Genomic DNA, 12,674 nt, shown 5'->3' on the forward strand with positions numbered 1-12,674 from the left:
GGAAGCCGGACAAGGTCGAGGGGGCAGTAAAGCGGAAACGAAATAAGGATTAACAGCCCAGCACTGCGCGCACTTGCGCGATGCGCTCAGCCACCGACCCGCTGACGCGAATAAACGGCACGCCGCGTTCGGTCAACTGTTCGAGATACCAGGCCTGCTGGCGCTGGCGGAAGGTTTCATCCTGGCGGGTGCCATCCTGCACAAACGGGAAATCATCCTCGCACAACACCACCAGCTGATAGTGCCGCTCCGCCAGTGCGTAGAGCGCCGCTGGCGCTTTGCCAAACATTGTCAGCGTATAAAAGAGCGTGGTCAGCGGCGAGGTATCGCATACCAGCCAGCGCACCGCAGGCGTACTCTCTTCCCGTTGCACCTGGGTTTGTGCAATCGCCAGCATATCGTCATACACCAGCTCGCCGCCCTGCTGCTCCCAGCGCTCGCGACCATACTCGGCCACATACGCCGTTCCCAGCGCCTCTGCCAGCGCGGCGCTGAGGGTGCTTTTGCCCGTCGATTCACCGCCCAGCAGGCAGATGCGCTGAACAAAATCGTGATAGACGGGCGCGGCCAGCATCTGCCGCCAGCGGTGGACATCGCTGCGGATCAGCGTCCCGGATGGCGCATCCTCACCCTGCCCGCGCGTCAGCCGCACATGCGTCACCGGGCGGGAAAAACGTTCGCTCAGCACGCGGGCGAAGCCGTCGCCGTACGCTTCTGCCGTGAAGACCGCGTCAGGATGGCAGCCCAGCACCTGCAAACAGATATCCGCAACATAGTGACGATGCCGATCGCCATCGGCGTCGTTATGCGGTAACGGGCCTAAACCCAGCGCCGCCACGCGCGCCGGTGTCAGAACGAGGATCTCACACTGCGGAAACCGCGCCCGCAGCCAGCGCTCGCGCTTCTCCGGCTCGCAGCCGGGCAGTTCTGGCACGGAGTAGCTGATGAGCCACAGGCGTTCGCACTGCGCCAGCGCGGTGTTGATTAACCGTTCATGACCACAGTGCAGCGGCGCGAATTTGCCAACAATCAGCCCGCTGGCGAAGCGTTTCATGGCTTAACCAGCGCCTTACGCCACTGGTAAAGCCCGTGCCAGGCATTACACCAGAAGATCAGGTAAAGCCCGGCGGTCAGCCACAGATCGCGCGCGGCATAGAGCGGCACGGCGATAGTGTTGACCAGCAGCCAGAAGTACCAGCTCTCCAGCCGCCGCCCCATCAGCATAAACTGCGCGAGAATGCTGAAGACCATAATCGCCGAGTCCAGCCACGGCGACCAGGCGTTGGTAAAACGGTGCAGTAGCCAGGCATAGCCGCCCGCGACAATCAGCGCGCCGACCAGCAGGAAAGCAATATGTTGCAGCGGCGTTTTGCGCACCGCCAGTTGCTGACCGTGATTGCCCTTCAGCCAGTTGAGCCACCCGGCAATACTGCTGACGATAAAGAAGAGTTGCAGGGTGACATCCGCGTAAAGCTGAACGGAGTAGAAGACCCAGCCGTAGAGCACGCAGCCGATAATGCCCGTCCACCACGTATGCACATTGTTGCGCGCGGCAAGCCACACGGAGAGGGCGTAAGCCAGGCAGGCGGCGATTTCCATCGGCGACACGGGGCGTTCCTTTTAGTCGATATAGATAAGGGTCGCCCTTGAGGTCAGGCGTGTAATAAGTTCGTAAGCACTCACATTTGTTGCCTGCGCGATTCGCTCGACGGGTAAACCTTCCCCCCACAGCACCACGCGATCGCCGGGTTTATCCTGCGCTTCTGGCCCCAGATCGACGCAAATCATATCCATTGCCACGCGCCCAACAATCGGCACTTCGCGCCCGTTGACCAGCACCGGTGTGCCGGAGGGTGCTGCGCGCGGGTAGCCGTCACCATAGCCCATCGCCACCACCCCTAAACGGGTATCGCGCGCGCTCTGCCAGGTGCCGCCATAGCCGACCGGTTCACCCGCCGCATGCTGGCGCACGGCAATCAGCTGCGAGGTAAGCGTCATCACCGGCTGGAAGCCAAAATCGCTGCCCCACGGTTTATGGTCGAGCGGCGAAACGCCGTAGAGGATAATGCCGGGGCGCACCCAGTCGAAGTGGGATTGCGGCCACAGCAGCGTGCCGCCCGAAGCGGCAATCGAACGCATGCCCGGCTTGCCTTCGGTGAAGGTAGTAAAGAGATCGATCTGGCGCTCGGTCGCGCCGCAGTCGGGCTCATCAGCGCGGGCAAAGTGGCTGACGATGTTCACCGGCTGGCGCACATTCTTGCACTGGCTCAGGCGGGCGTAGAAGGCTTCCGCTTCGTGAGGGTGTACGCCAAGGCGATGCATACCGGTGTCGAGCTTCATCCAGACATCCACCGGTGCGCTCAGGGTGGCGGCTTCCAGGGCTTCAAGCTGTTCGACGCTGTGGATCACCGTATGCAGCTGATGCTCAGCCACCAACGTTAAATCACTGGCGGCAAAGAAGCCTTCGAGTAACAGAATCGGTTGAGTAATGCCCCCTGCGCGCAGGTGCAGGGCCTCTTCAAGACGGGAGACGCCGAAAGCATCGGCATCGGGGAGCGTTCGCGCGGTCTCGAGAAGACCGTGTCCATAAGCGTTCGCTTTCACGACCGCAACCAGTCGGCTGGCGGGAGCCAGTTCGCGCAGGCGTTGCAGATTGTGTCGCAGAGCGCGGCGGTTAACTACTACGGTTGCCGCTTGCATGTTTTTCCTCAAAAACAATTTTGTCGATCGTTCGTGTGCAGGCGCGTTGAGTGCACCTGCGGCGCGAAGAGTAACGAAACGTTATTCGTCGTCGTATTGTGGCCCGGCATAGTTATCGAAGCGTGACCACTGCCCATTGAATGTCAGACGTACCGTGCCGATAGGGCCGTTACGCTGCTTACCAATAATGATTTCAGCGATGCCTTTTAAGTCGCTGTTTTCGTGATAAACCTCATCACGATAGATAAACATGATTAAGTCGGCATCCTGTTCGATAGAGCCCGATTCACGCAGGTCGGAGTTGACCGGGCGCTTATCGGCGCGCTGCTCCAGCGAGCGGTTAAGCTGCGACAGCGCCACCACCGGCACCTGCAACTCTTTCGCCAGCGCTTTCAGCGAGCGGGAGATCTCGGCAATTTCCAGCGTACGGTTATCCGACAGCGACGGCACGCGCATCAGCTGGAGGTAGTCGATCATGATCAGGCCAATGCCACCGTGCTCGCGGGCGATACGCCGCGCACGAGAGCGCACTTCCGTCGGCGTCAGGCCGGAGGAGTCATCGATATAGATATTACGTTTTTCCAGCAGAATGCCCATCGTGCCGGAGATGCGCGCCCAGTCCTCATCGTCGAGCTGACCGGTACGGATGCGGGTCTGATCGACGCGCGACAGCGACGCGAGTGAACGCATCATAATCTGTTCGGAGGGCATCTCGAGACTGAAGATGAGCACCGGCTTATCCTGCAACATCGCCGCATTTTCGACGAGGTTCATCGCAAACGTCGTTTTACCCATCGAGGGACGCGCCGCAACAATAATCAGATCCGACGGCTGTAAACCGGCGGTCTTTTTGTTCAGATCGTCATAGCCGGTATTCACGCCGGTCACGCCGTCATGGGGCTGCTGGAACAGCAGCTCAATACGCGCCACCGTCGCCTCAAGCACATCGGCGATGTTCTTCGGCCCTTCATCTTTATTGGCGCGGCTTTCGGCGATTTTAAACACGCGCGACTCGGCCAGATCGAGCAGATCTTCACTGCTGCGGCCCTGCGGATCGAAACCGGCGTTGGCGATCTCATTCGCCACCGCGATCATCTCGCGCACTACCGCACGTTCACGCACGATATCGGCGTACGCACTGATGTTCGCCGCACTTGGCGTATTTTTTGACAGTTCAGCCAGATAAGCGAAGCCGCCGACAATATCAAGCTGGCCCTGTTGCTCCAGCGATTCGGCAAGGGTAATCAGGTCGATGGGTTTGCCCATCTCCTGCAGGCGGTGCATTTCCGTAAAGATATGGCGATGCTGGCGAGTATAAAAATCCTCGGAGACCACGCGTTCGGCAACGTCGTCCCAGCGCTCATTATCCAGCATTAAACCGCCCAACACCGACTGCTCCGCTTCGATCGAATGCGGAGGCACTTTCATCCCCTCAAGCTTGTGGTCGCGGGGCTCAGTCTGTTTGTTGAAGGGTTTATTTCCTGCCATAGTGAATGGAGTTATCCGGGTAATGAATGGGTTGAGAGATTATCACAGATCAGGAGGAAGCATGGCGACAAGAATCGAGTTTCAACAGCACGGCGGCCCTGAAGTCTTAAAGGCTGTGGAGTTTACGCCCGTCGATCCGGCAGAAAATGAGGTGCAGGTCGAGAATAAAGCCATCGGTATTAACTATATCGACACCTACATTCGCAGCGGCCTTTATCCGCCGCCGGGCTTACCAAGCGGGCTGGGAACCGAGGCCGCCGGGGTGGTCAGTAAAGTGGGTTCCGGCGTCACGGATGTGAAAGTTGGCGACCGCGTGGTCTACGCCCAATCGGGACTTGGCGCATACAGTTCTGTGCACAATGTGCCTGCCGATAAAGTCGCCGTCCTGCCCAACGCCATCTCCTTTGAACAAGCCGCCGCCTCCTTCCTCAAAGGGTTGACCGTCTTCTATCTGCTGCGCAAAACCTATGAAGTGAAGCCCAATGAGATGTTCCTGTTTCACGCTGCGGCGGGCGGCGTTGGCCTGATCGCCTGCCAGTGGGCAAAAGCGCTCGGCGCGAAACTGATTGGCACCGTTGGCTCGGCGCAAAAAGCGCAGCGCGCTCAGCAGGCGGGCGCCTGGCAGGTGATCAACTACAGCGAAGAGAGCGTGGTTGAGCGGGTAAAAGAGCTGACCGGCGGTAAAAAAGTGAGCGTCGTATACGATTCCGTTGGTAAAGACACCTGGGAAACCTCCCTCGACTGCCTGCGCCGCCGCGGCCTGATGGTCAGCTTCGGCAACTCCTCCGGGCCGGTGACCGGCGTCAATCTGGGCATTCTCAACCAGAAGGGATCGCTCTACGCCACCCGCCCTTCGCTGAACGGTTACATCACCACGCGCGACGAGTTGCAGGAAGCGAGCAATGAGCTCTTCTCGCTGATCGCCAGTGGCGTCATCAAAGTGGAAGTGGCTGAGAGCCAGAAGTTTGCGCTCGCCGATGCGCAGCGCGCCCATGAAGCGCTGGAGAGCCGGGCCACCCAGGGATCGAGCCTGCTGATTCCGTAAGTGATTGTGCAGAAAGAATTAGGGCTTCCCGCAGGAAGCCCTTTCTTTTTTTGTTCGGCTGTATTGTAGGGTACAGCGCGATGAATTCGTTACGCCGGAATAGTGACAGATTTACGCGCTAAATCCTATTTGCTTCACCGGGCTGCACGGGGAAATGTTTCAAGGATGTGACGAAGCGCTCACTCCTTTCGTAACCGATCCCACGATTGCGCAATAAATCTGCACGCTTTAGCGTTTCGACGCCACCAGATTGAGGGCGTGCTCCACCACATTGATATCCGCCCCCGCTTTGTGCGCGTTTTCACTCAGGTAACGACGCCACTGACGCGCGCCCGGCACGCCCTGGAACAGGCCCAGCATATGGCGAGTGATATGGCCGAGATAGGCCCCCTGGCTCAGTTCGCGCTCAATATAGGGGTACATTGCGCGCACCACCGCCACCGGGTCGGCATCCGGCGTATCGACGCCGAAAATCTCTCTGTCTACCGACGCGAGAATGCCGGGGTTTTGATAAGCTTCGCGCCCGACCATCACGCCATCCATATGTTCGAGATGCGCTTTCGCCTCTTCCAGCGATTTGATTCCGCCGTTGATCGACATCATCAGGTGCGGGAAATCGCGCTTTAGCTGGTAGACGCGCGGGTAATCGAGCGGCGGAATTTCGCGGTTCTCTTTCGGGCTAAGGCCAGAGAGCCAGGCTTTGCGGGCGTGGATCGTGAAGCTTTCGCACTCGCCTTTACCGGCTACGGTGCCAATAAAGTCGCAGAGGAATTCATAGCTGTCCTGCTCATCAATGCCGATACGGGTTTTGACCGTGACCGGAATGGAGACGACATCGCGCATCGCTTTAATGCAGTCCGCCACCAGCTGCGCTTCGCCCATCAGACAGGCACCGAAACGGCCATTCTGCACGCGATCGGAGGGGCAGCCGACGTTAAGGTTGATTTCGTCATAGCCGCGCGCTTCGGCAAGCTTCGCACAGTGAGCCAGCTGCGCCGGATCGCTGCCCCCCAGCTGCAACGCCACCGGATGCTCCTCGTCGCTGTACGCCAGGTAATCACCTTTGCCATGAATAATCGCCCCGGTAGTCACCATCTCGGTATAGAGCAGCGTGTGGCGCGACAGCAGACGCAGGAAGTAGCGGCAGTGCCTGTCCGTCCAGTCGAGCATCGGGGCAACCGAGAATCGGCCGGGCCAGTGAGAAGCCGAATCGGCGGACGTTACGCAGGTTTGAGGGGTGTTTGTCATATCAGGATTACCGTGCATTTTTTGGGCAATTAAAATCAATCTCTCGTCATCGCTCCCACCTCAGGCGCGGGCAAAAAAACCGGCTCCAGAAATCGCGGGCCGCCATTCTAGCACAGAGAAATGCGTTAAATCCGACGGCGTGCAGCCCGCATCCGCAAACAGGTCCGCGCCGTCACGCTGGTCAAAACTTAACCATGACCTATTATTTTTGTTAGTCATCGTAGTTCTATTCCAATAAATCGCACTATTCACTTCACCTCTGCGGGTGACAGGAGCTGAAACATGACCATACCTTATGTTCGCCTTGATAAAGATAATGCTGCGGTACTGCTTGTTGATCATCAGGCAGGTTTACTCTCTCTGGTGCGGGATATCGATCCCGACAAATTCAAAAATAACGTGCTGGCGCTGGGCGATCTCGCAAAATACTTTAATCTTCCCACCATCCTGACCACCAGTTTTGAAACCGGCCCAAATGGCCCGCTCGTCCCTGAGTTAAAGGAGCAGTTTCCCGATGCGCCTTATATCGCGCGCCCGGGTAATATCAATGCCTGGGATAACGAGGATTTTGTGAATGCCGTTAAAGCCACAGGTAAAAAACAGCTGATTATTGCCGGCGTGGTGACGGAAGTGTGCGTCGCCTTTCCGGCTTTATCAGCCATTGAGGAGGGTTTTGAGGTGTTTGTGGTGACCGATGCATCAGGAACATTCAACGAAATCACGCGGCATTCGGCATGGGATCGCATGTCGCAGGCCGGTGCGCAGTTGATGACCTGGTTTGGTATCGCCTGTGAATTACACCGCGACTGGCGTAATGATATTGAAGGCCTCGGGACGCTCTTCTCTAACCATATTCCGGATTACCGCAACCTGATGACCAGTTTTAACACCCTTAACAAGCCATAACCGAAATCAAAAAACCGGAGGCGCAGAGCCTCCGGTTACTCCTTAGAATGTCAGGCTAAGCTGCGCGCCAGCACCCCAGGTTTCGTCTTCGCCCACCAGCCCCATCAGATCAAGATGAACGCGGTTGAACGGCGAGAAGCCAACACCGGCGGTGAAGACATCTTTGTCATCGCCCTTCACATCAGCGCGGTAACCAGCACGCACTGCCAGCCAGTTAAGCGGACGGACTTCAGCCCCGACGCCAACATACTGCGAGTTCTTCTCGCTCTTAAAGCCTTTGGTTTCAGTCAGATCGCCATCAGCGCTCAGCGTTACCAGCTCGTTATGCCATGCGGCACCGGCGGTGACGATCGGGCTAATCTGGTAGGTATCTTTGTAGTTGCGCACTTCGCCCGTTCTGCCGTTACGAATAATGGCATCCTGGGTGTCGATATTACGCGAGATGAGGTTCTGACCGGTTAAACCGAGCGTCACGTTTTCATTGAGGTCGGCGGCGAGGCCAACGTCAACGTTGAAGCCGGTGTCATCACGGCGGTAGCGGCTGCTGTTCCAGTCACTGCTGTCGTAGTCATAAATCGACGCGGTGTAATTGTAGACCCACACTTTTTGCAGCTTCGGCGTTACGCCAACGGAGAGCGGAATGCCGCCCGCGTCAAACTGATGTGCCAGCGCCACGCCAAAGTCGGTGACAATCGCGCCACGTCCGGAAGCGGTGGAGTTCAGGTTACGGGTGATCTCATCGCTGCCGTTTGGCGACAGCGCCGCACCCAGTGCTTCACGCACCGCAACGGCATCGCTGTTCTGAATGCTGCGCAGGTAATCAATATCCTGCTGATCGATATTGGAGCTAACGCGCGCGTGGGCGTAGGCTTTGGTGACGAAAGCCGCAGAGAGCACATCGTTAGGGATGCTGACCGCAATACCGGCTGCCGCTTTAGCCTGCGCAGTTTTGCCACGCAGTTTAACCAGCTCGTCACCCAAATCTTTGGCCGCGTTCTGGAACTGATCGACGGTGCCGAAAGGGTTAGTAATAATCTCTATCGGCGTCAGATTATTGACGACATCTTTATACTGATCGACTTTGTCATTGATGTAGTCAATTTCGTCGCGCAGGTTATCCTTATCTGAAATTTGTGCCTGTACGCTTGGCAGGATCACGGTGACATCATCTTCCGGCTGACCTTTCGCCAGCAACGCCGGGTTGATTAATGCTCCACTGCCATAATTTGCCGATGCGACGCCCGTTCCACCCATTGCATCGTTACGCGCTTCTGCCCATGTATTGGCTGCTCCCGCCTGATTTGCCATAAAAAAGGAGACACCAATAGCGACCACCGAAAGTTTCGCATTTATTTTCACAGTATGTTCTCGTAGCCAGATGAGTATTTAAGCCTGTTAGTTTGCGCACAAACAGGAATTTATATTGCTGTGAATAACAGTAGAAAAAGGCACTACCTCTTCCGAACGCTCCAGGGCGGCCGGTTCATATTTATAGTGATGGCACTCACTATTTATAGAAGAGGAAAATCATTTCGGGAAGGAAAGTTCCGAAAGTGTGTTTAAAGTTGGCGGTCTCGGCGTTTCCGGCAGGACATGGTAAAGTGTGAAGCTTCATCTTTTCACCAACCCGAGAGCGCCTATGGATAAGACCACTTCGCAAGAGATGTTAGTGCAGGCTGAAAAGCTGTGCGCGCAGCGCAACGTGCGCCTGACTCCACAGCGTCTGGAAGTTTTACGTTTGCTGAGCCTGCAAAAGAGCGCCATCAGCGCCTACGATCTGCTCGACCTGCTGCGGGAGAGCGAACCGCAGGCGAAGCCGCCCACGGTTTATCGCGCGCTCGATTTTCTGCTGGAGCAGGGTTTTGTGCATAAGGTGGAGTCCACCAACAGCTATGTGCTGTGCCATCTCTTTGATCAGCCGACGCACACCTCTGCGATGTTTATCTGCGACCGCTGCGGTGCGGTTAAAGAGGAGCAGGCGGAAGGGGTGGAAGATATCATGCATGCGCTGGCGGCGAAGATGGGCTTTGCCCTGCGCCATAATGTGATTGAAGCCCACGGCTTATGCGCGGCCTGCGTGGAAGTCGAAGCCTGTCGTCATCACGACCATTGCCAGCACGATCACAGCCTGCAGGTGAAGAAGAAACCACGTTAAAATTTCTGTTTCTGTTTCTGTTTCTGTTTCTGTTTCTGTTTCAGAAAGTAATCCCAAAAGATTTCGCGTTTTAGCAAGGCGGCAAATGAGTGAATCATAGGGAGCATACATAAGTATGTGACCTATGTGAGCGAGTGCAGCCAACGCGGATAAAACGTGAAAGATGAAGGGATTATTAGGGAGGTACATCCTTGTACCTACGGGCAGGGTAGCCTGTGAGGGTTAATACACTTGAGGGGGAAGTGTTGGCTACCAGCGGTATTCGTTACGAGTTTCCCAATCCGTAACTTCCTTCTCCGCTTCGTCTTTCGCGTAACCGTAACGCTCCTGGATTTTACCTACCAGCTGGTCACGTTTACCTTCAATGACGGTCATATCGTCATCGGTCAATTTGCCCCATTTCTCTTTAACAGTGCCTTTAAACTGTTTCCAGTTACCGCCGACTTCGTCTTTGTTCATAATTGACTCCTTATCGTTCGGTTAAAATGACGTTCTTGCGTGCTGAACGTACTAATTATTGTAGATAAGGATTCGGCGTTCGGTTTTTTATTCGGAATCTTTAACCATACACGCCAGACGAAGCCGCAGATCCTCATGCATTGTCGGCATTGGCAAACCAGCTGCCATTGCGCCAGTGATGACGCCAGATCAGCGCCAGCGTAATACCGCGCAGCGCAAGGAAAACCGCCAGAGAGAGCCATAAACCGTGGTTGCCCAACCACGGCACCGTCAGCAGAGTCAGGCCAAAACCGGCAGCGGCAACCGCCATACTGTTACGCATTTCAGCCGCGCGCGTCGCACCCACAAACATGCCGTCGAGCAAATAGCACCACACCCCCACCAGCGGCAATACCACCTGCCAGATGAGATAGTGCCCGGCAACCGCCTGCAGTTCAGGAATGGAGGTCAGCAGCGTAATAAGCGTGCTTCCTGCCAGCGCATAGACAAGGGCAAAGGCGAGCGCCACAAACCCTGCCTGCCTGCAGGCCGCGCGCCAGACGTGCAGCAGCTGGCTACCATCACGCGCACCGTAAGCCTGACCGGAGTGGGCTTCGACGGCATAGGCAAAGCCGTCCAGCGCGTAGGCGGTAAAAGTGAGGAACATCATCAGCACCGCGTTGGCGGCGACCGTTTCGCTGCCGAGACGCGCGCCCAGCACGGTGATGGAGCCAAAGCAGAGTTGCAGCAGCAGGGAGCGCAGCATGATATCGCGATTGAGCGCCAGCAAACGGCGAACGCCGCCGCGCCACGCGGATTTCAGCATCGAAAGAGAGATAGCCTGCCGGCGTAAAACCTGCCACACCATCAGCAAGCCGATAAAAAAGGTGACATATTCCGCGATAACCGTCGCGAGCGCAGCGCCCTGCACATTCATATGCAGGCCCATCACCAGCCAGAGGTCGAGCACGATATTAAAGAGGTTGCCGACCACCAGCAGTATCACCGGTGCGCGGGCATACTGCACGCCGAGCAGCCAGCCAAGCAGCACCATATTGCCCAGCGAGGCGGGCGCGCTAAGCCAGCGAATGGCAAGAAAGCGCCGCGCCTGCTCCAGCACCGCCTCGCTGCCGCCGGTAATATGCAGCGCCAGATCGATAAGCGGCGTACGCAGCAGCGCAATGACGATACCTGCGCCGAGCGCCAACAGCAGAGGCTGGACAAGCGCACGTGAGAGTGCAGAGGGATTTTTTGCACCGAATGCCTGGGCGGTCAGCCCGGTGGTGCTCATACGCAAAAACAGCAGCAGCATAAAGAGGAAGCTGGTTGCCGTTGCGCCAATCGCCACGCCGCCAAGGTAGACGGGGCTATCCAGATGACCAATCACCGCTGTATCAACTAAGCCCAGCAGCGGAACGGTGATATTCGATAAAATCATCGGCAGCGCAAGCCGCCACAAAGCTTTGTCGGATGCGGTTAACAGCGGCATAGCGTAAGCGTCGTTAAAGAGGAGAAGCGTGGCGCTGCGGCGCTAAACGGGGCGCCACAGCAGAGAAAAGAGGCGTTACAGCCATTCACCGTTACGGATCACGCCAACTGCCAGCCCTTCAATGGTGAAGTTCTGTTTGCGCAGATCGACCACAATCGGGGAGAAGTCGCTGTTTTCCGCCAGCAGTTCAACGGTGTTGCCATGTTTTTTCAGGCGCTTCACCGTCACTTCATCTTCGATACGGGCGACGATCACCTGGCCGTTACGCGCATCCTGGGTTTTATGCACCGCCAGCAGATCGCCGTCCATAATACCGATATCTTTCATCGACATCCCGCTAACGCGCAGCAGGAAGTCCGCATGCGGTTTGAAGAGATTCGGATCGACCTGATAGTGGCTTTCGATATGCTGTTGCGCCAGCAGCGGCTCACCCGCAGCGACGCGACCAATCAGCGGCAGACCAATATCGTTCTCTTCTTCCAGCAGCAGGCGCAGACCGCGCGATGCACCAGATACGATTTCGATCACCCCTTTGCGCGCCAGCGCTTTAAGGTGTTCTTCGGCTGCATTTGGGGAACGGAACCCCAATTGCTGTGCGATTTCCGCACGCGTCGGTGGCATACCGGTTTGGGTGATGCGATCGCGAATCAGATCGAACACCTCTTGCTGCCTGGCCGTTAATGCTTTCATCCCGCCCCCTGGGTGTATATACAGTTATGCTGTGAGTATATACAGTCAACGGCGATTTTGAAACCACATTTAAGCAAAAATCCAGAGTGTTATAGAATTATGGAAACGCTATCGAAAATGTGACCAAAGAAGCGAGATCCAGGTAAAGAGCGCCAGTAAGATTGTCATCAGCACCGCCGCCGAGCCCATATCTTTTGCCCGGCCGGAAAGCTCATGGAATTCAGACCCGATACGGTCTACAACCGCTTCGATAGCGCTGTTGAGGATTTCGACAATCATCACCAGCGTGACCGAGCCAATAAGCAGGACGCGCGTGATGACATCAATATCCAAAAATGCAGCGATAATAATAGCCAGAACAACGGCTACGCCCTCCTGGCGAAATGCAGCTTCATTAATCCAGGCTGCGCGTACACCTTTCCACGAATATCCTGCGGCTTTAATGATCCGGGTAAAACCGGTGGTATTATTGGTCATGAAAAGAACCTTTTTAACTATTAAGCGTCAATGAGTAG

Annotated in this window: 13 protein-coding genes; 3 read left to right on the top strand and 10 right to left on the bottom strand. The window is 56.4% G+C overall.

Translation table 11 applies throughout. From position 1 onward, the window contains the following. Positions 1–49: 49 nt before the first annotated feature. From ABIC80_RS17205 to dnaB, 4 genes are all read right to left on the bottom strand, one after another. Positions 50–1,054, bottom strand: coding sequence for an AAA family ATPase (locus ABIC80_RS17205; RefSeq protein ID WP_429177956.1), 1,005 nt, complete (start codon positions 1,052–1,054; stop codon positions 50–52). Beyond that, a complete protein-coding gene (gene pnuC / locus ABIC80_RS17210) occupies positions 1,051–1,608 on the bottom strand; it encodes a nicotinamide riboside transporter PnuC (RefSeq protein ID WP_181162180.1) in 558 nt (185 codons plus the stop codon). Before pnuC ends, ABIC80_RS17205 begins: the two co-directional genes overlap by 4 nt. Positions 1,609–1,620: 12 nt before the next feature. Then, positions 1,621–2,700, bottom strand: a complete 1,080-nt coding sequence (gene alr, locus ABIC80_RS17215; RefSeq protein ID WP_429177958.1) for an alanine racemase — start codon at positions 2,698–2,700, stop codon at positions 1,621–1,623. A gap of 81 nt (positions 2,701–2,781) precedes the next feature. After that, the gene (dnaB, locus tag ABIC80_RS17220) at positions 2,782–4,188 is read right to left on the bottom strand and encodes a replicative DNA helicase (RefSeq protein WP_023478500.1); all 1,407 of its coding nucleotides are present in this window, start codon (positions 4,186–4,188) and stop codon (positions 2,782–2,784) included. A gap of 61 nt (positions 4,189–4,249) precedes the next feature. Here dnaB and ABIC80_RS17225 point away from each other — a divergent pair, with 61 nt between their 5' ends. Beyond that, on the top strand, positions 4,250–5,233 hold the full coding sequence (locus ABIC80_RS17225; RefSeq protein WP_242388386.1) for a quinone oxidoreductase: 984 nt from the start codon (positions 4,250–4,252) through the stop codon (positions 5,231–5,233). Between the two features lie 228 nt (positions 5,234–5,461). Here ABIC80_RS17225 and dusA read toward each other — a convergent pair whose 3' ends face one another. Then, positions 5,462–6,499, bottom strand: a complete 1,038-nt coding sequence (gene dusA, locus ABIC80_RS17230) for a tRNA dihydrouridine(20/20a) synthase DusA (protein WP_369811773.1) — start codon at positions 6,497–6,499, stop codon at positions 5,462–5,464. Positions 6,500–6,763: 264 nt separating this feature from the next. Between dusA and ycaC the strand changes: the two genes are divergently transcribed. Continuing rightward, the gene (gene ycaC, locus ABIC80_RS17235) at positions 6,764–7,387 is read left to right on the top strand and encodes an isochorismate family cysteine hydrolase YcaC (protein ID WP_429177960.1); all 624 of its coding nucleotides are present in this window, start codon (positions 6,764–6,766) and stop codon (positions 7,385–7,387) included. Between the two features lie 42 nt (positions 7,388–7,429). Here ycaC and traF read toward each other — a convergent pair whose 3' ends face one another. Next, positions 7,430–8,695: a conjugal transfer protein TraF gene (traF, locus tag ABIC80_RS17240; protein ID WP_376746627.1), complete on the bottom strand. Its 1,266-nt coding sequence runs from the start codon at positions 8,693–8,695 to the stop codon at positions 7,430–7,432. A gap of 331 nt (positions 8,696–9,026) precedes the next feature. Between traF and zur the strand changes: the two genes are divergently transcribed. Then, positions 9,027–9,542 (top strand): zinc uptake transcriptional repressor Zur, encoded by a 516-nt coding sequence (gene zur / locus ABIC80_RS17245; RefSeq protein WP_023478461.1) that lies wholly within the window; start codon positions 9,027–9,029, stop codon positions 9,540–9,542. 249 nt (positions 9,543–9,791) lie between these two features. Here zur and ABIC80_RS17250 read toward each other — a convergent pair whose 3' ends face one another. From ABIC80_RS17250 to ABIC80_RS17265, 4 genes are all read right to left on the bottom strand, one after another. Then, positions 9,792–10,001 carry a CsbD family protein gene (locus ABIC80_RS17250; protein ID WP_023478538.1) on the bottom strand — a complete coding sequence of 70 codons (210 nt, stop codon included), beginning with the start codon at positions 9,999–10,001 and terminating at the stop codon, positions 9,792–9,794. Between the two features lie 133 nt (positions 10,002–10,134). Continuing rightward, entirely contained in the window at positions 10,135–11,469 is a 1,335-nt protein-coding gene (dinF, locus tag ABIC80_RS17255; RefSeq protein WP_200134488.1) for an MATE family efflux transporter DinF, read from the bottom strand. Positions 11,470–11,544: 75 nt separating this feature from the next. Continuing rightward, on the bottom strand, positions 11,545–12,159 hold the full coding sequence (gene lexA / locus ABIC80_RS17260; RefSeq protein ID WP_023478391.1) for a transcriptional repressor LexA: 615 nt from the start codon (positions 12,157–12,159) through the stop codon (positions 11,545–11,547). A 108-nt stretch (positions 12,160–12,267) separates the two neighbouring features. Continuing rightward, complete coding sequence (locus tag ABIC80_RS17265; RefSeq protein ID WP_429177962.1) at positions 12,268–12,636, bottom strand: diacylglycerol kinase; 369 nt, start codon at positions 12,634–12,636, stop codon at positions 12,268–12,270. Positions 12,637–12,674 lie beyond the last annotated feature (38 nt).

The organism is Kosakonia sp. 1610 (assembly GCF_050435845.1).
Lineage (GTDB): Bacteria > Pseudomonadota > Gammaproteobacteria > Enterobacterales > Enterobacteriaceae > Kosakonia > Kosakonia cowanii.

What these genes read in the sequence shown, in the direction of transcription:
- traF (WP_376746627.1), bottom strand. Translation starts at nt 8,695, where the DNA reads ATGGCAAATCAGGCGGGAGCAGCCAATACATGGGCAGAAGCGCGTAAC.
- ABIC80_RS17205 (WP_429177956.1), bottom strand. Translation starts at nt 1,054, where the DNA reads ATGAAACGCTTCGCCAGCGGGCTGATTGTTGGCAAATTCGCGCCGCTG.
- zur (WP_023478461.1), top strand. Translation starts at nt 9,027, where the DNA reads ATGGATAAGACCACTTCGCAAGAGATGTTAGTGCAGGCTGAAAAGCTG.
- alr (WP_429177958.1), bottom strand. Translation starts at nt 2,700, where the DNA reads ATGCAAGCGGCAACCGTAGTAGTTAACCGCCGCGCTCTGCGACACAAT.
- lexA (WP_023478391.1), bottom strand. Translation starts at nt 12,159, where the DNA reads ATGAAAGCATTAACGGCCAGGCAGCAAGAGGTGTTCGATCTGATTCGC.
- dnaB (WP_023478500.1), bottom strand. Translation starts at nt 4,188, where the DNA reads ATGGCAGGAAATAAACCCTTCAACAAACAGACTGAGCCCCGCGACCAC.
- ABIC80_RS17225 (WP_242388386.1), top strand. Translation starts at nt 4,250, where the DNA reads ATGGCGACAAGAATCGAGTTTCAACAGCACGGCGGCCCTGAAGTCTTA.
- dusA (WP_369811773.1), bottom strand. Translation starts at nt 6,499, where the DNA reads ATGCACGGTAATCCTGATATGACAAACACCCCTCAAACCTGCGTAACG.
- ABIC80_RS17250 (WP_023478538.1), bottom strand. Translation starts at nt 10,001, where the DNA reads ATGAACAAAGACGAAGTCGGCGGTAACTGGAAACAGTTTAAAGGCACT.
- ABIC80_RS17265 (WP_429177962.1), bottom strand. Translation starts at nt 12,636, where the DNA reads ATGACCAATAATACCACCGGTTTTACCCGGATCATTAAAGCCGCAGGA.
- dinF (WP_200134488.1), bottom strand. Translation starts at nt 11,469, where the DNA reads ATGCCGCTGTTAACCGCATCCGACAAAGCTTTGTGGCGGCTTGCGCTG.
- ycaC (WP_429177960.1), top strand. Translation starts at nt 6,764, where the DNA reads ATGACCATACCTTATGTTCGCCTTGATAAAGATAATGCTGCGGTACTG.